Origin of the sequence: uncultured Fibrobacter sp., assembly GCF_946062555.1 — a bacterium.
Taxonomy (GTDB): Bacteria; Fibrobacterota; Fibrobacteria; order Fibrobacterales; family Fibrobacteraceae; genus Fibrobacter.
On the sequence record NZ_CAMGVQ010000020.1, the window covers coordinates 36,383 to 55,939 of the forward strand.

Annotated in this window: 22 protein-coding genes; 18 read left to right on the forward strand and 4 right to left on the reverse strand. The window is 48.1% G+C overall.

Features of this window, described 5'->3' with window-relative positions; translation table 11 throughout:
• The first annotated feature begins 15 nt into the window (after nt 1-15).
• Both Q0P86_RS07865 and Q0P86_RS07870 read left to right on the forward strand, forming a co-directional pair.
• Complete coding sequence (locus tag Q0P86_RS07865) at nt 16-840, forward strand: hypothetical protein (protein WP_295038646.1); 825 nt, start codon at nt 16-18, stop codon at nt 838-840.
• Nucleotides 841-872: 32 nt separating this feature from the next.
• Nucleotides 873-1,358: a hypothetical protein gene (locus Q0P86_RS07870; protein ID WP_291024698.1), complete on the forward strand. Its 486-nt coding sequence runs from the start codon at nt 873-875 to the stop codon at nt 1,356-1,358.
• Between the two features lie 17 nt (nt 1,359-1,375).
• Here the strand turns inward: Q0P86_RS07870 and Q0P86_RS07875 are convergent, their stop codons facing one another.
• Nucleotides 1,376-2,761 carry an MATE family efflux transporter gene (locus Q0P86_RS07875; RefSeq protein ID WP_295038648.1) on the reverse strand — a complete coding sequence of 462 codons (1,386 nt, stop codon included), beginning with the start codon at nt 2,759-2,761 and terminating at the stop codon, nt 1,376-1,378.
• 55 nt (nt 2,762-2,816) lie between these two features.
• Here Q0P86_RS07875 and Q0P86_RS07880 point away from each other — a divergent pair, with 55 nt between their 5' ends.
• From Q0P86_RS07880 to fabZ, 5 genes are all read left to right on the forward strand, one after another.
• Nucleotides 2,817-3,914 carry a hypothetical protein gene (locus Q0P86_RS07880; protein WP_295038650.1) on the forward strand — a complete coding sequence of 366 codons (1,098 nt, stop codon included), beginning with the start codon at nt 2,817-2,819 and terminating at the stop codon, nt 3,912-3,914.
• Nucleotides 3,915-4,025: 111 nt separating this feature from the next.
• Complete coding sequence (locus tag Q0P86_RS07885; RefSeq protein WP_072979214.1) at nt 4,026-4,271, forward strand: acyl carrier protein; 246 nt, start codon at nt 4,026-4,028, stop codon at nt 4,269-4,271.
• Between the two features lie 204 nt (nt 4,272-4,475).
• Nucleotides 4,476-6,872, forward strand: a complete 2,397-nt coding sequence (locus tag Q0P86_RS07890) for a beta-ketoacyl-[acyl-carrier-protein] synthase family protein (RefSeq protein ID WP_295038652.1) — start codon at nt 4,476-4,478, stop codon at nt 6,870-6,872.
• Nucleotides 6,873-6,894: 22 nt separating this feature from the next.
• Nucleotides 6,895-7,626 (forward strand): SDR family NAD(P)-dependent oxidoreductase, encoded by a 732-nt coding sequence (locus Q0P86_RS07895; protein ID WP_295038655.1) that lies wholly within the window; start codon nt 6,895-6,897, stop codon nt 7,624-7,626.
• A complete protein-coding gene (gene fabZ / locus Q0P86_RS07900; protein ID WP_295038656.1) occupies nt 7,623-8,069 on the forward strand; it encodes a 3-hydroxyacyl-ACP dehydratase FabZ in 447 nt (148 codons plus the stop codon). Before Q0P86_RS07895 ends, fabZ begins: the two co-directional genes overlap by 4 nt.
• 21 nt (nt 8,070-8,090) lie before the next feature.
• Here fabZ and Q0P86_RS07905 read toward each other — a convergent pair whose 3' ends face one another.
• Entirely contained in the window at nt 8,091-9,158 is a 1,068-nt protein-coding gene (locus Q0P86_RS07905; protein WP_295038657.1) for a GSCFA domain-containing protein, read from the reverse strand.
• 113 nt (nt 9,159-9,271) lie between these two features.
• Here Q0P86_RS07905 and Q0P86_RS07910 point away from each other — a divergent pair, with 113 nt between their 5' ends.
• Complete coding sequence (locus Q0P86_RS07910; RefSeq protein WP_367181821.1) at nt 9,272-9,829, forward strand: hypothetical protein; 558 nt, start codon at nt 9,272-9,274, stop codon at nt 9,827-9,829.
• 177 nt (nt 9,830-10,006) lie between these two features.
• Nucleotides 10,007-10,762, forward strand: a complete 756-nt coding sequence (locus tag Q0P86_RS07915; protein WP_294111058.1) for a geranylgeranylglyceryl/heptaprenylglyceryl phosphate synthase — start codon at nt 10,007-10,009, stop codon at nt 10,760-10,762.
• A 119-nt stretch (nt 10,763-10,881) separates the two neighbouring features.
• Here Q0P86_RS07915 and Q0P86_RS07920 read toward each other — a convergent pair whose 3' ends face one another.
• Both Q0P86_RS07920 and Q0P86_RS07925 read right to left on the reverse strand, forming a co-directional pair.
• The gene (locus Q0P86_RS07920; RefSeq protein ID WP_295038658.1) at nt 10,882-11,859 is read right to left on the reverse strand and encodes a PD-(D/E)XK nuclease family transposase; all 978 of its coding nucleotides are present in this window, start codon (nt 11,857-11,859) and stop codon (nt 10,882-10,884) included.
• Between the two features lie 168 nt (nt 11,860-12,027).
• Entirely contained in the window at nt 12,028-12,297 is a 270-nt protein-coding gene (locus Q0P86_RS07925) for a hypothetical protein (RefSeq protein ID WP_295038659.1), read from the reverse strand.
• A 561-nt stretch (nt 12,298-12,858) separates the two neighbouring features.
• On the opposite strand from Q0P86_RS07925, the gene Q0P86_RS07930 reads away from it, so the two are divergent.
• The 9 genes from Q0P86_RS07930 to Q0P86_RS07970 all read left to right on the forward strand — a co-directional run bounded on the left by Q0P86_RS07930 (nt 12,859) and on the right by Q0P86_RS07970 (nt 19,523).
• A complete protein-coding gene (locus Q0P86_RS07930; protein WP_295038661.1) occupies nt 12,859-13,236 on the forward strand; it encodes a hypothetical protein in 378 nt (125 codons plus the stop codon).
• Nucleotides 13,237-13,360: 124 nt separating this feature from the next.
• Complete coding sequence (locus Q0P86_RS07935) at nt 13,361-13,990, forward strand: FISUMP domain-containing protein (RefSeq protein ID WP_295038663.1); 630 nt, start codon at nt 13,361-13,363, stop codon at nt 13,988-13,990.
• A 134-nt stretch (nt 13,991-14,124) separates the two neighbouring features.
• Nucleotides 14,125-15,411, forward strand: coding sequence for an ATP-binding protein (locus Q0P86_RS07940; protein ID WP_295038665.1), 1,287 nt, complete (start codon nt 14,125-14,127; stop codon nt 15,409-15,411).
• Nucleotides 15,412-16,034: 623 nt separating this feature from the next.
• Nucleotides 16,035-16,373, forward strand: coding sequence for a DUF1232 domain-containing protein (locus Q0P86_RS07945; RefSeq protein WP_073323595.1), 339 nt, complete (start codon nt 16,035-16,037; stop codon nt 16,371-16,373).
• A gap of 37 nt (nt 16,374-16,410) precedes the next feature.
• The gene (locus tag Q0P86_RS07950; protein ID WP_295038666.1) at nt 16,411-16,650 is read left to right on the forward strand and encodes a hypothetical protein; all 240 of its coding nucleotides are present in this window, start codon (nt 16,411-16,413) and stop codon (nt 16,648-16,650) included.
• A 12-nt stretch (nt 16,651-16,662) separates the two neighbouring features.
• Nucleotides 16,663-17,232 (forward strand): hypothetical protein, encoded by a 570-nt coding sequence (locus Q0P86_RS07955; protein ID WP_295038668.1) that lies wholly within the window; start codon nt 16,663-16,665, stop codon nt 17,230-17,232.
• Nucleotides 17,233-17,234: 2 nt separating this feature from the next.
• Nucleotides 17,235-18,227: a hypothetical protein gene (locus Q0P86_RS07960; RefSeq protein WP_295038670.1), complete on the forward strand. Its 993-nt coding sequence runs from the start codon at nt 17,235-17,237 to the stop codon at nt 18,225-18,227.
• Between the two features lie 36 nt (nt 18,228-18,263).
• Entirely contained in the window at nt 18,264-19,100 is an 837-nt protein-coding gene (locus Q0P86_RS07965; protein ID WP_295038671.1) for a hypothetical protein, read from the forward strand.
• A gap of 12 nt (nt 19,101-19,112) precedes the next feature.
• Nucleotides 19,113-19,523 (forward strand): hypothetical protein, encoded by a 411-nt coding sequence (locus Q0P86_RS07970; RefSeq protein ID WP_295038672.1) that lies wholly within the window; start codon nt 19,113-19,115, stop codon nt 19,521-19,523.
• Nucleotides 19,524-19,557 lie beyond the last annotated feature (34 nt).

Below are 19,557 nucleotides of genomic sequence, written 5' to 3' on the forward strand. Positions count from 1 at the left end.
TTCTATCTTTGCCGCATGCTCCCTGAACAGTGGAAAAAAATCCAGGACATCTGCGACAAGCTGTCCAAGGTCACCTATGAGAACCTGACGAAGATTATCCGTCTGGAATCGACGGGGAGTTCTACTGCCGCGCAAAAATTGGACGACAGTTTTCAGAACGATGTAGACGCCTGGATGGGCGGCGGAACCTGCTTTAGCATGACTTGGCACCTGTACCAGGTGTTCAGGGACATGGGGCTAAACCCGCGCCTTGTCATGGGCCACAAGCGCAAGGAGCGCAATATCCACTGCGCCCTCATCTTACCTGACGAAAACCCTTTGCCGCTGCAGTTTGGAATCGCGACAGTCCCTTGTTCAAATTCTGAATTCCGATCTCCGAAATCCGAATTTCTCTTTGATCCCGGCTACCTGATTTTCGATCCGCTCCCGATTCCCTTGCCGCCTCCGCAGGGGACTGGCGAGGCTTTTTTCCCGTTGGTTCCGAACAGTGTCCGCCTGGTGCGTCCAGATGCGTCGAGCATGGAACTTTGGACGGGCGGAGCAGGGGGACCGATGAAACTCCGCTTCGAGTACCCCGTCGAAGGCGTATCTGTAGAAGAGTTCAAGCAGCACTGGAACGAGAGCTTTTACCGCGAAATGATGACGTACCCGGTACTGAACCGCCTTGACCGTGAAAAGGGCGTGCAGTACTATTACCAGAAGGGAAACCTGGTCACTCGAGACCGAAACGGTTCCCGTATCGAAAAAATTGAAAAATCGGCCCAGATCGAGACTCTGAGCCGTGTTTTTGACCTCAAACCGGAATTAATTGAACGCGCCCTGGTCATTTTGAACAAATAAATTATATATTAGTTCAAAAAAGAGGTGAAAATATGAAGAAACTTGCCCTAGCCGTTCTTTCCGTCGTGTCTCTCGCCCTCATGGCTTGCGGACCTTCTAAGCTTGAAATCCAGGAGGCGTCTACGCAGAGCGACGTGCTCCTTGAAGTGCGTCAGGTTCTTAACGATTCGATTAGTTTGTTTGTCGGCAACACCCTTTATCTGAATTCCAAGCAGATGATTACGGACGATATGTATCCGCTCCTGGTGAGTACCCGCGATCCGGCTGAACTCGAAAAGCCGACGGCGACGGATATCCTCAATAATGACGAGGAATTCCTGAACTATCTTCGCCGCAAGGCTCCGGACTTCGTAAATGTGGGTGTCGTGATTGGCGAGACCGCCTACAACGAAATCGGCTTTGAAGAAAAGGATGCCGTCGAAAAACTTTCCAAGATCTTCAAGAAGGTTCAGGGTGGCACGCTGGTGCTTTTCCACGAAAAGGCCGGCGAACTTACCGATATGAAGAAGCTGTACTAGTTTTCAAGGAACGTTGATCACTTCAGTTTTTTCAGCTCGTGCCAAAGCATGGCTAGGCCGATAATTGCGGCTCCCGTGTCGGCAATGGGCTGCGCCATGAAAACGCCCTTGAGTTCAAAGAAGTGTGGAAGGATCAGCAGGAAGGGAATCAGCAAGATCACTTGACGGCAGGCGTTCAGGAACATGGCCCTGAGCGCCTTTCCTGTACCCTGGAAAAAGTTTCCCGACACCATGCCGAAGGGAATCATGAAGAAGGCGGCTGCAAAAATGCGCATGGCCCAGGCGGAAAGCTTGATGAGTTCGGGGTCGTTCGGAGCGAACGGTGCCACGAAGGTTTCCGCTTGCCACATGAGGACTGCCCAGGTGACGAACATGAATCCGCCGGCGTAAATGAAGGCGAACTTGAGAGTTTCCTTGACGCGGCTATTGAGGTGTGCCCCGTAGTTGTATCCGATAATCGGCTGCGTTCCGTGAACGAATCCCAGGAGCGGCAGGATGATGATCGAAATGATGCTGTTGGTAATGCCGAACGCTGAAATCGCCATGTCGCCGCCGGAGAGTGCGCCAGTCGTCTTGACGCTGATGTTGCCGTAGGTGGTCAGGCTCCAGGCGAGAATCGCGTTCATCAGGCTGTTGCAAATCTGCATCACGGAAGGCGGCAGACCAAGAATGTAGATCTTGCGTACGTAGGCGACGCGGAGCTTCATGTGCCGCCAGCGGATCTTGATCGGCGTATCCTTCTTGATGAAGAATTGGGTGATGAGCGCCGAGGCCACCAACTGCGAAATGAGGGTCGCCCAGGCGGCACCTTCGATTCCCCAGTGGAACTTCATGATGAATATGTAGTCGAGAATGATGTTCGTGACGGCTCCCACGATTTCTCGGAACATGGCCGTCTTGGGGTGACCCATTGAACGAATAAAGTGGTTCATGCCGGGGGCGATCGTCTGGAAGATTGCCCCACACAGAATGATGCGCATGTAGCTGCTGGCTACAGGCAAGGTCTGCTCGCTTGCACCGAAAAGCTTTAACAGGGGTTCCATGAAGATTTCGCCCAGCGTGAAAACGCCGATAGCCATCAAAATCAGGAGCGAAAAGGAATTGTTCAGGATGATGCTTGCCTGGATGTACTTCTTTTGCCCGAGGCGGATGGCGAAGATCGTGTTGCCGCCCACGCCGACCATCATGGACATGGCCATCATGAACAGGAAAATCGGAAAGCAGAGTGTAATGCCTGCGATACCGAGACTGCCGACACCTTGGCCCACAAAGAAACGGTCCACTACGTTGTAGAGGGCGTTCACCAGCATGCTGATGATGGCGGGGACCGAGAACTGCAGCACCAGTTTCGGGATGCTTGCAGAACCAAAGGAGTTGAGGCGATCGGAGTTCAGTTTTGACATTTCGGAGCCAAATTTAGCTTTTTGAATATCGGGTGACAATGGTATATTTTTATCTTTGATCGCAATGTATTTCTGGAGAAAATTTTGGGTGGTTCTGATTGCCTGTGCAGCCTTGGCTGTTGCGGGTGAAAGTGGTGGAGCAAAAGAAAATGCTCCTGAAGAGGATTTCCAGCGCTATTCGGTGGTGCCCATCTTGGGGTATACCGAAGAGACTGAGTTCCAGGTTGGCGTGATGGCCCTGCTGTTTCTGAAGCCGGACGAAGCGGCAGGCAAGGTCCCTGAAATCGGACTTACGGCATACGGCTCGACGCGAGGCCAGCTGCAGTTGCAACTGGAACCCTACTATTACATGTTCCATGACCAGGTCTGCATTTGGGGCCTGCTCAAGTACCAGGACTGGGTGGCCGGTTATTACGGTCGAGGCAACGATCCCGACATCGATGTGTTTACCAATTTCAACCGGAAGAAATTCCAGTACGGTACCAAGATCGAATCGCGGGTGGGGTTGCCGTCTACGCTTAAGTACGGCATCGAGGTCCACGCCGAATACACTGAAATTGATTTTGAACAGGGCGGAATTGAAGACTTGCCCGATGAACATTCCGGGTGGCGAAATGGCGTGGGATACCTGTTCGGACTCGATTCCCGAGACAATATCAACTGGACCCGTCACGGATTCCTGGTGCAGTGGCAGCAGATGTTCTACAGCGACCGCCTGGGCGATTACACATTTGATGTTGAATCGCTGGATTTGCGAGGCTATTCTAGCTTGTCAAAGACGACTACGACGGCGGTGGGCTTCCTGTGGCAGCGCGCCGATGGCGACGTTCCGTTCGATATGCTGGCGGGGCCCGATGGAATTTGCCGTTTCCGCGGCGTAGAGAGTCTATACTTTGGCGACAACCAGGCAGTCATTATGCAGGCGGAATTGCGCCAGTACCTCTGGTGGCGGCTTGGTGCGCACGCTTTTTTCGAAGGGGGCAAGTCGGGTCGTTACTTTAGTGAACTTGTACGCAACGACTGGCACCGGTCGATTGGCGTGGGTGCGCTTCTCGGTTTGAACCTGAAACAGACTCTTTTTGCTCGCGCCGACATTTCCTGGGTCGATTTTGACCATCTGGGACTGTCTTTTTACGTGCGTCAAGCATTCTAGTGCCGTTTTATCCTTGATTTCCGTCAATATGTCAGTTTTGTAATGTTTTTGAAAGATGAATTCTTGTTTTTTTCTATCTTTTAGCGCAAATAAAAAATAATGAGGTTAATTATGTCTTCTGAAGAAATGAAAAGCAAACTCAAGTCCTTCTTTATGTCCGATCTCGGTGTCGATGGAGACGTTCTCCAGTTCGATACTCCGCTTTTTGGTGAAGAAATCGGTCTTGATTCCGTGGATTCCCTTGAAATCATCTCTTTCGTGGATTCCAACTTCGGCGTGTCCATGACCGGTGTTGCCAAGGAAAACTTCCAGAGCATCGATACGATCGCCGCCTATATTGAAGCCCACAAGGCCTAATTATCTAAGTGAGACCTGGTCGGTCTGTTAGAATGACAGATGGGTAGGGTCTTCGAGGCCAGTCATTCTGAGCCCTATCGGTCGTCTTACGGATTCCTTCCAGGGTGATATAAGACCGTCATTCTGGAGTCCTGGAGCGTAGCGAAAGGGCGATAGAATCTGGCCGTGGCAATCTCTAGTTGAATTCTGTAGATTTGGAGTAGTATGACCCCTGACGAACGCCGCTGTGTAGTTACTGGCTTGGGTGTTATTTGCGCCGTCGGTAACAATGTCGAAGAGACTTGGAAAAGTGCCCTTGAATCAGTTTCGGGTATCCATAAGACGACTTCGGTCGATACTGTAAATTGCTATGCGGACTTGGCTGCCGAAGTCAAGTGCGACACCCTCGATAACCTGGACGCTCCCGAAGAAAAGGACCGCGTCTCTAAGCTCTGCATCAAGGCCGCGAACGAGGCCTTGGCCGATGCGGGGCTTTCTAATTTCGGTGACGATCAGCGCGTGAGCGTGGTGATCGGCAGCTGCGTGGGCGGTGTGCTTTCCATTGAACAGTATCACCAGCATGGTCGCGACGCTTCTGAAATTGCAAAGATGCCTATTGCCGCCATTGCTTCGCAGGTTGCTGAATCTTGCGGCGCTGGCGGTATCGTGACGAACGTGGCGAACGCCTGTGCGGCGGGCACGATTTCGATTGCGGTCGCCTGCGACCTGATTCGTGCCGGCAAGGCCGACGTGGTGATTGCGGGCGGTGCCGACTCCTTTGCTGCGGTTCCGTATTCCGGCTTCCTTTCTCTCCATGCCCTCGACGAAAACGGCTGCTCTCCGTTCAACCGTTGCAACGGCATCACGCTTGGCGAAGGTGCGGGCATCGTTATCGTAGAATCTTACGAACATGCCCAGAAGCGCTCCGCAAAACAGTACTGCGAAGTGCTCGGTTCCGGTGTCACCAGCGACGCAAACCACATTACCGCTCCGCGTGAAGATGGTGTTTGCCTGATGGAAGCGATTAACCGCGCCGTCAAGAATTCCGGCATCGACAAGTCCGATATCGGCTACGTGAACGCTCACGGTACGGGTACGGGCAAGAATGACAACGCCGAGATTACGGCGTTCAAGAATTTCTTTGGCGAAGACAACGCAAGTGTCAGCGTGAGCTCCACCAAGGTGATGACCGGTCACTGCCTCGGTGCCGCCGGTGCTATCGAGGCCGTGTTCAGCATCAAGGCTCTTACGACCGATACGGTGCTCCCGACATTCCCCTACAGCGAAGAACAGTCTGCCGCCCTCAAGGAGAAGGTGGGTAGTCTCGACTTCGTTCAGAACAAGGCGCGCCACAAGGAACTCAAGTGCGTGCTGAGCAACAACGTGGCGTTCGGCGGCACGAACGCGGCGATTGTTTTCTCGAAGGTCCCCGGCGAAGTTTCTGCCCTGTCCGCGAAGGCAAAGAAGATTGCCGTGACGGGGCTTGGAATCGTCTCTCCGCTTGGTAACAGCAAGGCCGCTTACCTTGCGGCCGTCGCAGAAGACAAGAAACCCGAATCCGCCTCGGTGCATTCGACGATTGCACTCGACGACTACAAGGAACTCGGCATCAAGATGGCTTTCTACCGCAAGCTCGACAACCTGGGACAGCTCCAGACGGTGTCGGGTATGCGCGCCTTGCAGGATGCGAATTTCCAGGTGACTGACGATAACGCCAAGGATATCGGCATTATCGTGGGTACCAGCGAAGGTGGTCTCGGTGCCACTTATGATTTTGAAGAACTCATTGCACGTGAAGGCAATTCCCAGGGTTCCGCGTTCAAGTTCCCGCATACGGTTTACAATGCGGCGGGCGGTTATCTTTCCATTTGCTCCGGCATCAAGGGTTACGGTGTCACGATTACGACGGGTCCGCTTTCCGGCCTCGACAGCATCGGGTACTCGATGAACGTGATTCACGACGGTCAGGAACAGGCTATGATGGCGACTGGTACCGACGAGAACCTGCCGATTATTACCGAATTTGCCCAGAAGCTGGGCGTGGCCGCCGCTGATGTGGTGGCGCCTTTCGCAGACAACGAAGGCTGTGTGGTGGGTGACGGCTCCGTGTCGATCATGCTTGAAGAAGAAGGCTATGCCAAGGGCCGCGGCGCGAAGGTCTACTGCTACGCGCTTGGTTTCGGCCACGGTCGCAAGAACGTGAAGTTCGGCAAACTGGTCGGCTCTGACGAGGCGTTGGATAAGGCGATTGCCGATGCTCTCGCCGATGCCGGGATTTCCGCTGGCGAAATAGATGCGGTTTGCGGTTTCGCCAACGGCTGCAAGCGAATCGACGATATCGAGAAGGGCGCACTCAAGCGCGTGTTCGGTGAAAAGCTTGCCTCGATGCCGCTCTTTGAAGTCAAGGAACGCACCGGTGAAGGCCGTGCGGGGTCTGCTGCCTTGGCGGCAGCCGAAGCGGCCCTCCTGTTGAGCGGTGAACTTGCTGGCGACAATGCCTACTTTGTCGCGGCCGACGGTTCCGTGGCGTCCAAGAAGGTCGATGCGGCTGGCCTCAAGAAAATTTTGGTGATTTCGTTTGCGGCGGGCGGCTCCTACAGCGCTGTCGTATTCGGCAAATAGTTTAGAAGAAGGAGACTTGAAGATGAAAGTTGCTTTGGTGACAGGTGCGTCTAAGGGAATCGGCAAGGCTTGCGCCCTGCGACTCGCCCGTGACGGTTACACGGTCGTGGTGAATTATTCCTGTTCCGACGAGGCGGCGAACGCGACGCTCGACCAGATCAAGGCTGAAGGTGGCGACGGCATGATTTACAAGGCCGATGTTTCCAAGCTTGACGAAGTCAAGATGATGGTGCGCGAAGTGTTCAAGGCTTACGGCCGCATTGACGTGCTCGTGAACAACGCGGGCATTGTCCGCGACGAATACCTGATGATGATGAATCCGGCAACTCTCGACAAGTGCTTCGACCTGAACGTGAAGGGCTACTTCTACTGCGCCCAGCAGGTGGCCGTCAAGATGTACAAGCAGAAGTCCGGCGTGATCATCAACATGAGCTCCGTGTCTTCGAAGTTTGCCCTCGCGGGCCAGGCTGTTTACAGTGCTACGAAGGGTGCTGTGAATTCTTTGACCCAGACCCTCGCGAAGGAACTGGGCGGTTTCGGCATCCGCGTGAATGCCGTGGCTCCGGGCTTTATCGCGACCGATATGATCGAGGCCATTCCCGAAGAAACCCGCAAGGGCTATCTCGAAAAGATTCCGCTCAAGCGTTTCGGCTCTGCCGACGAAGTGGCGAACATCGTTTCTGCACTTGCTTCCGACCAGTTCGCTTATGTGACCGGTCAGGTGTTCGTGCTCGACGGAGGACTTTCTCTATGATGAATATTTACGAAATCAGCGAAAAGATTGCGCAGCGTCCGCCTTTCCAGATGATCGAGAAAGTGACGGAACTGGTGCCGAGCGAATCTGCCGTGGGCATCAAGAACGTGAGCGTGAACGAACCGTACTTTACGGGACACTTCCCGGGTACACCGATTATGCCTGGCGTGCTCATTGTGGAAAGTTGCGCTCAGCTTTGCTCGCTTGTGATTGAAAAGCCCGCCGAAGATTTGGAAAAAAATCTCTACGTGCTTTTGAAGATTGACGGATTCAAGTTCGTGAAACCGGTGATTCCGGGCGATCAGCTTGAAATCTCTGTCAAGAAGACGAAGGAAGGCGGCGTGCTGGTCGGTTTTGACTGCATCGTGAAAGTGAACGGCAACGTTCATGCGAAGGGCGCTCTAACCTTCACCAGCATCCCGAAAGAAAGTCTCGGAAAGTAATCGCTTTTTGATTGCGCTCGGTTATTTGACCGGGCGTTTTTCGTTGCTCAGGTCGAGCCCTGGAATGTCTGATTCCAGTAGGGTCGCCTGGGCGTTTAATTTTTTTAGGAACTCCTGCGTGGCGGGTGCGCTTTCGTCCTGGATTCGGTGGCTTGCCATTTTCAGGAACTTTTCTACTTTCGCCATGTCTTCGCGAGTCCTTTCGTCGCAGTATGCGGAAACCATGCGCTCAAAGATGTAGGCTTCTGCGGTTTTGGATAAATGAATCATATCGTCGCTGTAAAAGCGATAGTCGCGCAGCTCGTCCATCACGATTTCGTAGCTCGGAAAATAATCTACGGCGGGAAAGGTCCCTGAGCTGGCCGAAGGGACGGTGGTGACATTGCTTATTGCGCTATTTACTGCGAGCTGTAATGTCGCCTTCGAAAGTGTGTTGTTATGGGCGCCGTCGCTCAGGTGTCGCAGCGGCGATACGGTAAAGATGACGTGGAACTTCGTGTCGTCATCGCGAATTGTAGGCGTAGCGATTTGGTCTTGCTTGATTTTCTTCAAAGATCGCACAATGCTTTTTAGCGCCTGAGCGGCCTCTTCTACGCTAATCATCCTGCGTTCAAAAAGTGCGGTGTCTTGTCGGTGGCAATTCGAAACGGGCTTACCGCTGTCCTTTAAATAGTAAACGAATGCGGTGCCGAGCGTAATAAAGACGGTGTCTGCCTTTCGCAGAAAATCCCGTGCCCGCGTTGTCGCGGCGTTCAGCTTGTCGACGCATTCTTCGCGCGAGCTTGCCGAAAGTGAACTGTGCGCGTCCCAGCTGTGCCAAAGGTTATCGCCGTGGCCGTTGTCGCGACATACATCTTGGAACACGTCGGTGTCGCCGTAGACTTTACCTTCGGCGATGTTCTTTACCATTTGGGCAATTGAGAGTGGGTTGTGAACCGTTCCGAATGGGTTTGCCTGCACTTTGAATTTACGCGACGCGAACTGTGCCGAAATGTTGTCTGCAAAACAGGAACCGATGAAAACCAGGTTCGACTTGTAGTCGATGCGCAAATCGCTGGCGGGAATGTCTACTTTCGAGAAAAAGTTCATACAGCAAATTTAAATAGAATTTGAATGGCAAGAGATGGGGTGCATTTTCCATACGCAATTTTTTTACCTAGTTCTAAATAGATTATTCGTCGAATTGCTCTGTGTATGGGCGCTTGTATTCAATTTTCCCGCTGGATTCGATTTACAATAAATATGCGTCAGAAGAGGACTGCATTGCGGATCGCATGAATGTTTGGCAGACAGAATATCGTGCAGTTGCTGACTCGTTGGATGTGGTTGGCCCGTTGAGTGAAAGTGATTCCTTGCGTTTTATAGATGATGCTCATAGACTTTGTAAGGAACTTCATAAAAATCCGGAAAATCCTGACAATGTGAATTGGAGTAAGGTGATTGACTCGCTGGACGTGCTGAACTATGATGTGTGTCCTGAGGGCTGGCGAATGCCTTCGTATGAGGATTGGAATACTTTGCTGGCGTATGTCGATTATGATTTGCTGCATTCCGCTAATGGGGATCCGGTGGGCTTTGGACTCGAAACTGTAGGTTGGGTTCGTGGCGGTGAAGGCAGGTATAGAATGACGCTAAGTGCTGGTCCTAGCTACCTGTTTACGCCGAGGCCCACGCCTGAAGAATTCTTGCAACCTGGGATGCCGTATGTAGGGAATGCGATGTGGAGTGCCGGTTTTGTCCGCTGCATCAAAGACGAATAGCGAATTTGGTGGTTAGGCCTGTTCGAAGGACCGGTTAGGAGGATTCGGTTGGGGGAGAACAGGCCGAGAACGAGAAGGAGGGTCTCTAGCCCTCCTTCTTCATTTTTTTATGGCATGGAAGGAAAAATATTGTATCTTTATGATATCTTGCGGAATAGACGCAAGAAAAGGAATTGTATGAAACCTGGTAAGACCGAACTTCGTCTGAATGCTGAAATCGAAAAACGCGGTGCGCTTTTTGCCGTGCTGCTGGACCCCGATACGTCTGACGAAGCCGCTTTTGTGAAGGCGGGCGCGATGGCCGCCGAAAATGGTGCCGACCTTTTGCTGGTGGGCGGTTCTTACCTGGGCAACTTCACGCTCCCCAAGCAGGTGGCTGCCCTCAAGGCAAATGTGGACCTGCCCGTGGTGCTGTTCCCGGGTGGCGCCTCCCAGGTGGTGCCAGGCTTTGACGCGATGCTTTTCATGACCCTCGTGAGCGGTCGCAATCCGAACTACCTGATTGATGAACAGGTGCGTGGCGGTGCGCTCGTGCGCGCGCTCAACATGGAAGCGATTCCGACGGCGTACCAGCTGATCAATAGCGGCAAGCGTACCACGGTCGAATACATCAGCGGCACGATGCCGGTACCTGCCAACAAACCCAAGCTTAGTATGGTGAATTCCATTGCTGCCGAACTTATGGGCATGCGCTACGTGTACTTGGAAGCGGGCAGCGGTGCCGAAGAACCGGTGCCGGTGGAACACATCGCCTATACCCGCAAGGCGACAGAAATGACCATCATTACTGGTGGCGGAATCAAGGATCCGCAGACGGCTGCCATCCGCGTGGCCGCAGGCGCGAACATCATCGTGACCGGCACGCTGTGGGAAAAGGTCGAAGACCCGAAGCTGCTGGCCGAATTCGCCTCTGCAATCCACATTAAGGGATAAAAAAACTTCGCATAAGTGCGTTGTAAAACTCCTCGCGTACTCTTTGTACGCCATGTCGTTTTACGCCTTCTTCTGCTTTTTTTACAAAGCCCCGGCTGTGAAGCCGGGAAGCAAAAAGATTACTTAAGCGAAAGCATTGTGGAAATCACACTGTCTGGGACATTTTGCGAGCGGAGATAATTGGCTCGTTTTGTAGTCAGAGCATCATTCTTTTCGCGTTCCTGCTGTGCACCTTTTTCCATACCTTTTTCCATACCACTAGCAAGGCCCCTTGCTTCGCCTTTGAGGAAGGCTTCGGCTTCGATAGCTTCGTATTCATGATGGTCGAACATGTTTGCCTCCAATGCTTTCAAAAGTTCAGGGTTCACGCGGCTTACGCGCAAGCGGTCAAGTGCATTCGCAAAGATCGGATCTTCGGTTTCGGGAACCTGGAGCGGTCCCCTAGAGATAAGCCTAAGCCAGAAATCCTCGCGGGTTTTCACACCCTTGCGCAGCTTCACGAAATTAGGCAAGTCAATAACAATATACCTATTTTTCCGCGAAATGGGAAGAGCACTTCCCGATTCAACATCATGTTCGCTATAGGTGGACCATACATCCTTGTAAATATCCTTAGACTTGAGAATTGATTCATTGCAAAGCCAGATGGATACCGTTTCCGGGAGTTCATAATAGCGATACTTGCGTTCCTCGTCGGACAAACCCAAGAAATAGGGAGAACGATTAAACTCGTACTTGCCGCGCAACGTGAGGTACGAATTGTAGAGCTGCATGCGATCGTAAAGGAACGAATGCACCTTGTTCTGCATCTCGATGTTAAGATAACGATTGTCCCGAGTATGCACCCAGACATCAAGGCGGGCAGGGTCGTTCTCCGGCATAAAGATGTCGATGGGCTTCTCGAATTCGTATTCAAGCTCCGCGATTTCGTGGTCGCAGTCCAGCTGGAGCAGGCTGTTGAGCACGTCGCGGATTGTATCCTTGTCATCCATCAGGATGCGGAAGGTCGCCGCGTATTTTGGCAACAGGAATTCCTCGCCGCGCTCGTTCGTGACGATGTACTTCTTGGTAGATTGGCTTACATTTTCTTCAGGCATATATATTTCCTTTCTTGTTAAAATAGGCGTAATCCCTATTACTAAACACGTTTGATTCAATCCGCCAATGCCCGAATTTTTGTAAAATTTTTGTAAAATCCGCAAAAAGCCCGGCGGAGAGCCGGGCTGCAAGGGTTTGTTTCCTAGGAAATAAAACTTCTTTTGAATTTACGCAACCTCGATGTCGAGCTTGCTTTCGGTATAGCGATTGACCACGGAATTGAGCAGCGTCTGATAAGGAATGCCGACGCGTTCTGCCTTTGCCTTGAACGCTTCTAAAACACCCGGATCAAAACTTGTTCCTACCTTGGTTTTGCGTTTCTTGACTGTGGCAATGGCTGCAGCCATTGAGGGGGCTGGAGGCATGGTGAAGCCGGCATTATCACTCGTTTCGTCATATTCCCTTTCAAGGGTCAATGCAAGTTCTTTGTCTGTCATAATCTACCTCCTTGGGAAAAGTGTTATCAGCGTATCCGTGAGCGCGTTACAAACTAGCCTAAACCCTTGTTCATCAAACACTGTATCAACCAAAATCACTGAGTTGTCGGAGTCCGATATTTTCCAGGAGATAATCGGCTCGTTAGCATCAAAGGACGACCTCACTTGTTTTTCGAAAACGCCTCTCGTCCATTCGCTGTTTTGCGTGATCGCTTATCTTTATGTCCATAATATATATCTTTATCTAGATAATGTCAAGATATTTGTTGTAGGGTAAATTTTATTTGCCCCTATTACTTAACACGTTTGATTCAGCCCGCCAATGCCCAAATTACTGTAAAACTTTTGTAAAACCCGCAAAAGCCCAGCTATGATGCCTGTTTAGGAGGTTCTTGCAAATGACACTAATTGTCGCCACCTCAATCTATATTCCTCTTAAAAAAGCGAGGAATTATGACAATCAAGGAATACTTAAAGTTTAGTTGACTGTCGCGTGTTGCGAAAGGCGATATCCTGGATGCAAGAATTGCTGCGGCACTTGCGGAGCGCCCCCTTTGGGAATTGGTCGAAGAATCGCAGGAACTGCTTGGCAAAGTGTGGAACAAAATCGTCGACTCGAGCCCTTATCGCAAACTCAAATGGAGCTGTAGAAAAGACACTCCGTATGTTCTTGTGTATAACGATGTGGCGGAATACCAGTCAGACGATGCAGATTGTCAAATAACGAAGGAACAGCTGCAGAAATTTTTTGATGGCTTCAGGAACGATGAATGGAAGTCGCTCTCGTGGCTCTCGAATATGCCGGAAAGTCGTGAAGAAAAAACGGTCAAAGTCTATCCAAATGGTGTTGTGGAATACACCGAGGAATGTTCGATAACAAGTCCGCTCTGTTTTATGTTGATTCCTCTGGAAATCTGGCAGAAAGCGGAGGAAATTTGAGAGTATGTCTATGTACACGCGAAGCGTATGTCTGCGTTGAACGGTTCTGCAGCTCTCGCCTTGCACGTCATTGCGAGGCCCGAAGGGCCGCGGCAATCTCTAGAAGACTTCATAGGTGGAGCTTATGACTAACTCATACTTTACAGACCCGCGAGACGGTGAAACCTATCGCACCGTGAAAATCGGAAATCGGATTTGGTTCGCCGAAAACTTGTGGCATAAATGCGAAGGCGCGCAGGCGTATGTCGGCGGCATGGGGTATTTGTGCTTGAATGGCGAAACGCCGCCTTACGATTGGAACTGCGACCCAGATGTGAAGAAATATGGCTTGTGCTACTACTGGAAATTTGCAGAAGCCGCGGTCCCCAAAGGTTGGCGCTTGCCGAACAATGACGATTGGCGAGACTTGTTTAATGCAGTTGGCGCAAAATGTGAAATGGGTGAGCATGGTGCCGAAACTTACCTTGGGGCGGCTCTTGCGTTAAAGTCCAAAGACGGTTGGGAAGAAAACGTACTCTTTCCTGTTGGCAAAAGTGCTGATGCATTCAACTTTACGGCGTATCCGGCGGGTTGCATGGAAGAATTCGGTTTTTGCGGAGCTCGCGGCAGACACACGCGATTCTGGAGCTCCGTCGGGCAAAACAAATGGGCGTATCGCGTTTGCCTAGACAATTGTTACGACGATGCCGTTCTCGACCGCTTTTGGAACGATTTCTCCTGCGCGAATTCAATCCGCTGCGTGAAGGATTGCTGAAAACATAAAATTGCCCTTTTTAGGTAAAATTAGGCAAGAAATTGGATTTTAGTCCATTGTAACGAACTATTTTCTGCATTTTAGTCCATTTTGTTGAATAAAAATATATATTTTAGTCCATTAAGAGGTGTCTTATGGACGAAAAAAAGCTATTACAGGTTCTTGCGGAACAGAAAGAAGAAATCACTGTCAGGCGTAATTCCTGGGTGTCTCGTAGCGAAGAATCCCTGTTTGAAATGGATAGTTCGCTTGCACAGGTGGTCATCGGTGTTCGTCGTAGTGGAAAATCGACGATATGCCACAAGGTGCTGCAAGATCACGGCATCAACTATGCTTATGCGAATCTAGATGACGATCGTCTGATGTCGCTTACCGTTGAAGATTTGAATACGCTTTTGCTTTGCCTTTATCAGCTCTATGGTACGGACCTGCAGTATATCCTCCTCGACGAAATTCAAAATGTTGATGGATGGCATTTGTTTGTGAACCGTCTTTTGCGACAGGGCCTGCATGTGTTTGTGACGGGCTCCAATGCAAAGTTGCTGAGTAGCGAGCTTGCGACACACCTGACCGGACGTTACAATGAAATTCGTCTCTATCCGCTTTCGTTTGCGGAATACTGTGCCTTTCATCAGGTGAATCTGCAAGATGTTACGACTAAGGCTGAGGCCGCTCGTAAATCGGCCTTCCTTGAATATCTGCAATATGGCGGGTTCCCGGAACTGCAAAACATTAACAACAAACGTGCTTACATACAAAGTTTATTTGACTCTATAATACTAAAGGATATTGCGGGTCGATTCAAAATCCGCCATGCCGAGGTACTCCGCACCATCGCAAATCACATAATCAGCAATTCTTGCCAAGAGGTCAATTACAAATCCCTGGCGGAGAATTTTGGACTGAACAGCACCACGACCGCGATAAAATATGTGGATTATCTTAAACAGGCTTTCTTGATTGGGCTATTGAGCAAGCATTCGTTCAAGAGCAAAGTCCGGCTCCGTAACAGCAAGGCTTATGTGATTGATACGGGGTTTATCGCCAATCGTGAAAACTCCCTCTCGCAAGAGAATCTAGGCTGGCGACTTGAAAACATGGTTTACATTGAACTGCTGCGTCGAGCCGCGAAGGAGTTCGACGATGTGTATTATTACAAACCGTCTTCGCAATCTAAAGAAGTCGATTTCGTTATTTGCAGACAAGATAAAGCAAAGGAACTCGTGCAAGTCGCTTACGAGATTGATTCTGCCAAGACATTTAATCGCGAAACCTCGGCCTTGGTCCAGGCTTCGGACGCGCTCAAGTGCAATGAATTGACTTTGGTTTGCTTCGATGAAACTCGGGATGAAGTCGTGAAAGACAAGACCATTCACATAAAAAATGCACTGGAATGGTGCATTGGGTCTGAAAAAGTGTAGAAATTGGCTTTTTTTGAAGGCTGTTGCTCCATTCTTACATTTTTAGGTTATATTTATACCGTAAACTATAATAAGAGGCTTTATCGAGTAGTAACATTTTGACATAAGTTTGAGCTTTGCTCTTGGCTTCCTACAGAAATCGGCAAAATTTTTGAAATACGGAAAACTAAGATGCATAGGTTCACGCCGCGTGGCGTGGGTTTTTGCATTTATTCCGTATAGGTTTTGCCGAACCACTGTAGGGTAAGTAGCATTAATTCCACGCTTTTTTTGTGGAGTTATGAAATCCGAGAGCAAACGACATTAATTGTCGTCTGCTCGTTTTATATTAAGAATGGTCGGCAAAACCTGTGGATAAATGTGAGGATCAATGAAAACAAATACAGCATGCAAAATACTAAAAGCGGATTTTGAATCTGGAGCGAAGATTGGAGGGGCGAACTTTATAAGACGCTACTGGGCCAAAGTCAAAGACTGGGGTGCTGTGCGTTGGCTGGCGTGGCTAGGAGGGCGCCCGTTACGACATCAAAAATGAACATGCGTATGGTAAAGACGTATTTTTCTTCAAAAAAAGTGCACTTTTGAAAAAAACAGGATATATTTCTTTTTGAGAAGGAAAAAATATGGATAAAGAACCAGAAGTTTTAGATGTGAAGAATTTAAACGGTGCCTCGCCACTGCAAAAGGGGCTCGCCGTTTTTTTGATGATCATGTCGCTTTTGTACACCGTGTCGCCCGTTGACTTGGCGCCCGATGCTATCCCTGTAGTGGGTTGGCTCGATGATGTCGGCTTTCTCGTGACCGCGACAATGAATGCCGTGCAGCAGTTCACGAAGGACCAGAATTCCGCCATGGTGAAAATCCTGAAATACGCCAAGTGGTTCATGGTCATCGCCGTCGTAATCGCTGCGCTGTTGCTAGGTGGCTTGATTGCTGCAATTGTGGCGCTGATAATGAAGTAAGAAAAAAAGCTTATTTTAGAAATTAAAGGAGTTGAAGATGGCGTACTATTGCTCAAAATGCAGGAAAAGGTTTAAAAACTTTGAGGATGGTGTGTGCATGTCTTGTCCAGTAGAAGGGGTTCATGATTTATATGAAAAACGTGTGCTTTCTGCTGGTGAAAGACTTGCTAGAGCTTGGGGCTTTGGGCCTAATGACTATGCGAAAACGATGGGGTTGGATCAGGATCCCGATTGGGATGAAAGTTTTGATCTTGATGATGTTGGTGAGGGTGAATGAGGAAATGGAAAAATGGAAATAGAGATTTATAATGACAATGAACCCGACGGTAGTAAACCCAAACTATCTCCTGAAAATTTAAGATATTTTTTAGAAAAGTTTGTCCTGCATTATACTCTTGAACCACAAAAGGTCGCCTCAAAATTAGGGTGGTCTGTTTCTGTTTGGAATCGATTGATTTCAGGCAAGACTTGTCCTACAGAACGGTCTATGAAAGAATGTGCTTTAATGTTTTATTTGGGCTTTGATGAGTATTCACGATTGTCGAAAAAGAAGGTAGAGTCAATTACAGAAAAAATGGGAGGGGTGGCGTCGGCTTCGTTTGGGACTATAGCCGTAAAGGCAATAATTGGCTCGTTAGGCGCGTCTTCCGGTTTGAGTGCAGCGGGAATAATGTCTGGATTGAGAGTGTTGGGGACTTTAGTTGGTGGTGGCGCTGCTGCAGGAATTTCTGTGGCGGCAACAATTCCCGTTGCTGCAGGGGCTGCTGGTTGGGGCATTATCAAACTTTTAAAATTGGGTGTTTCGAAAATGGATCGGTTTAAGAATAGATTGGATGAACGATTTGAACGGGAGTGGTGATTATGATGCAGGGAACATTGTTTGAGAATGTTTTTTTTCCTAATCTGTCAGAAGGTTTCAAAGCCCCAATGATTGTAGAACTTGGGGATATGATTAAAGTTCCTGATAATGTGTGCGAATGGATAAAAGAATCTTGTAAAAATAAAGAAGATTTGGAAGTGTTTGGCACAACAGTGATATTGAAGTACTGTTTTTACAGGGTCCAAGGTGCTTTTATCTTGGCTAACTTACAGTATGATAAATGTATTGATTATGATAAAAGAGGTTTTGCATTTAATGTTGGATTGATGGATGAAAAAACAAATGATGAAATTTTAATGTATTGTGTTCACAATTCAAAAAGTAATCCTCCCTTCAAATTTTATCGTTGGATTCGCAAAAGCAAATTTAAATCTAGGTCTGTTGAAAAAAACTTAGATAATCCCTTTGCGATTTTGAAAAAATTTGCACAAGAATTAGACTGCGTTGAGAATTGGAAAGACGATATTACAAAGCACTTCAGAGAAGATCATCTTGAACGGCTTCCATCTGGATATAGTGTTTATGAATTGGTGCAAGGGTTTAAGGAATCTTTAAGGAATTTAAGGACTCGGCCCGATAAAATTGAACCATTTGTTCATGATGAAGGAGTTCAATATCTTGTCCCAATATCTTTTGGGTATGGTCAGGATTATGAACTCTATGCAGTATGCTCTGTTAAAATCGATGGTGATACTGCAACTTTTTCTGCGATAACAAAATATACCAAGGAAATGGTTCGCCAAAAGAATCTTCTTACATTATTTGATAAAGAACATGCTGATTGGATGAGTCCTTCTAATGATAATGTAGATATGGAAAAACAGGTGTCTAAAATAGATCCGATTGATAATGTGATGATTCGTAAAACAAAAATAATGCGCATAAGCATCCTGAAAAAATTGATAGGTTGTGTTATTTCGGGACCCAAATTTGTATGTTCAATTGTTTTGAGGAAATTGAAACTCAAAGGATAAATTGTAATCTGTTTTCATAAAAAATAGGAACGCTTTATGGAAAATGAAAAAAAGAATATTGAAACTGTAGAATCGGTGACTAAGGCTGTTGTTGTAAAGGAAACTCCATCTAAAGGTCTTGCTCTGGTTGAAAAATCTTTTGAGTTGGCTTTAAAAATTCCTGGCGTAAAAGTAAATAGAACTGCTTTTTTAAAGCATCAATTGCGTCCCTATATTTCTGATGCGAAACTGGATCAGATTTCTCAAAAGAGAACTTATGATATTGCTGAAGACAAAATATTGGATATCGTTGCAAATGCTACAATAAAAAATCATGTGCGTACTGTTACATTGTTGTCCACTGCATCTGGGTTTCCGGCTAATCCTCTAATTGCTGTTGGACTTGCTTCTGCTGATGTTGCACAATATTTTGCACAAGTTTTGATGTTGTCTCAAAAAATTGCCTACATATATGGATTCCCTGATTTGATGGATGAAAATGAAAATTTTACTGAGGTTAGCAAATCAATGCTTTTTGTATTGCTTGCGGTTGCTTTTGGATGTAAAGTTGGTAATCAGAAAATTCGATTAGTTTTAGCGGCCCTAGCGAAAGGTGTTGAAAAGAAATTGCCAAAACAAGCTTTGATGCATACCTGGTGGTATCCAATTGTAAAAAAGATTGCGCCCTGGTTTGCAAAAAAAATGACAAAAGAAAAATTGGGTGCAATTGTTGGAAAAGCTATACCGTTGATTGGAATGCCTTTAAGTGGAGGCTTTACATATTTTTCATTTCGTAAAGCAGCAAAGCATTTGAAGGTTGAATGCCAAAAGCAAATGGAATATTTTAAAAGTCATAATGTTCAAGATGATAACTCTTCAGAGATTGAAAAATGATAGGGGGTGAAAATGACCTTGGAAGAAAAATTTGATCAAGTGTATTGTCCGTTAATGGATGAGTTTGTAAAGAAATTGTCTGAACGAGAACTTTCTGATTATCAAGGGATTCCTCATCCGTTTGTACCAATATGGGGAAAAAATTATGAGAAGGCTTTTAAAAAGATTGCGATTGTAGGCAGGGATACTAACGGGTGGGGAATTTGTTTGGATGAATTCCTTGATAAATATAAGCTTGGTCAATATCGCTTCGATGATGACAGATGTGAATTTAGAAATCTGGATTTTAAGGATTGGAGAACTGATGCACCGGGTTCTTTTTGGCGCTTTTTTATGGAGGTGCTTGCAAATGTATATGGTTTGGAAAAATGGACTGAAATAAAAAATGGTAAATGCGATTATTTAATGGCTCTTCTGAGCTAAGTGTGGAACATTTTTCTAAAAAAATAGCCTAAAA

What these genes read in the sequence shown, in the direction of transcription:
- Q0P86_RS07885 (WP_072979214.1), top strand. Translation starts at nt 4,026, where the DNA reads ATGTCTTCTGAAGAAATGAAAAGCAAACTCAAGTCCTTCTTTATGTCC.
- Q0P86_RS07890 (WP_295038652.1), top strand. Translation starts at nt 4,476, where the DNA reads ATGACCCCTGACGAACGCCGCTGTGTAGTTACTGGCTTGGGTGTTATT.
- Q0P86_RS07960 (WP_295038670.1), top strand. Translation starts at nt 17,235, where the DNA reads ATGATGCAGGGAACATTGTTTGAGAATGTTTTTTTTCCTAATCTGTCA.
- Q0P86_RS07935 (WP_295038663.1), top strand. Translation starts at nt 13,361, where the DNA reads ATGACTAACTCATACTTTACAGACCCGCGAGACGGTGAAACCTATCGC.
- Q0P86_RS07970 (WP_295038672.1), top strand. Translation starts at nt 19,113, where the DNA reads ATGACCTTGGAAGAAAAATTTGATCAAGTGTATTGTCCGTTAATGGAT.
- Q0P86_RS07955 (WP_295038668.1), top strand. Translation starts at nt 16,663, where the DNA reads ATGGAAATAGAGATTTATAATGACAATGAACCCGACGGTAGTAAACCC.
- Q0P86_RS07915 (WP_294111058.1), top strand. Translation starts at nt 10,007, where the DNA reads ATGAAACCTGGTAAGACCGAACTTCGTCTGAATGCTGAAATCGAAAAA.
- Q0P86_RS07950 (WP_295038666.1), top strand. Translation starts at nt 16,411, where the DNA reads ATGGCGTACTATTGCTCAAAATGCAGGAAAAGGTTTAAAAACTTTGAG.
- Q0P86_RS07905 (WP_295038657.1), bottom strand. Translation starts at nt 9,158, where the DNA reads ATGAACTTTTTCTCGAAAGTAGACATTCCCGCCAGCGATTTGCGCATC.
- Q0P86_RS07925 (WP_295038659.1), bottom strand. Translation starts at nt 12,297, where the DNA reads ATGACAGACAAAGAACTTGCATTGACCCTTGAAAGGGAATATGACGAA.
- Q0P86_RS07920 (WP_295038658.1), bottom strand. Translation starts at nt 11,859, where the DNA reads ATGCCTGAAGAAAATGTAAGCCAATCTACCAAGAAGTACATCGTCACG.
- fabZ (WP_295038656.1), top strand. Translation starts at nt 7,623, where the DNA reads ATGATGAATATTTACGAAATCAGCGAAAAGATTGCGCAGCGTCCGCCT.
- Q0P86_RS07895 (WP_295038655.1), top strand. Translation starts at nt 6,895, where the DNA reads ATGAAAGTTGCTTTGGTGACAGGTGCGTCTAAGGGAATCGGCAAGGCT.
- Q0P86_RS07945 (WP_073323595.1), top strand. Translation starts at nt 16,035, where the DNA reads ATGGATAAAGAACCAGAAGTTTTAGATGTGAAGAATTTAAACGGTGCC.
- Q0P86_RS07870 (WP_291024698.1), top strand. Translation starts at nt 873, where the DNA reads ATGAAGAAACTTGCCCTAGCCGTTCTTTCCGTCGTGTCTCTCGCCCTC.
- Q0P86_RS07875 (WP_295038648.1), bottom strand. Translation starts at nt 2,761, where the DNA reads ATGTCAAAACTGAACTCCGATCGCCTCAACTCCTTTGGTTCTGCAAGC.
- Q0P86_RS07965 (WP_295038671.1), top strand. Translation starts at nt 18,264, where the DNA reads ATGGAAAATGAAAAAAAGAATATTGAAACTGTAGAATCGGTGACTAAG.
- Q0P86_RS07940 (WP_295038665.1), top strand. Translation starts at nt 14,125, where the DNA reads ATGGACGAAAAAAAGCTATTACAGGTTCTTGCGGAACAGAAAGAAGAA.
- Q0P86_RS07865 (WP_295038646.1), top strand. Translation starts at nt 16, where the DNA reads ATGCTCCCTGAACAGTGGAAAAAAATCCAGGACATCTGCGACAAGCTG.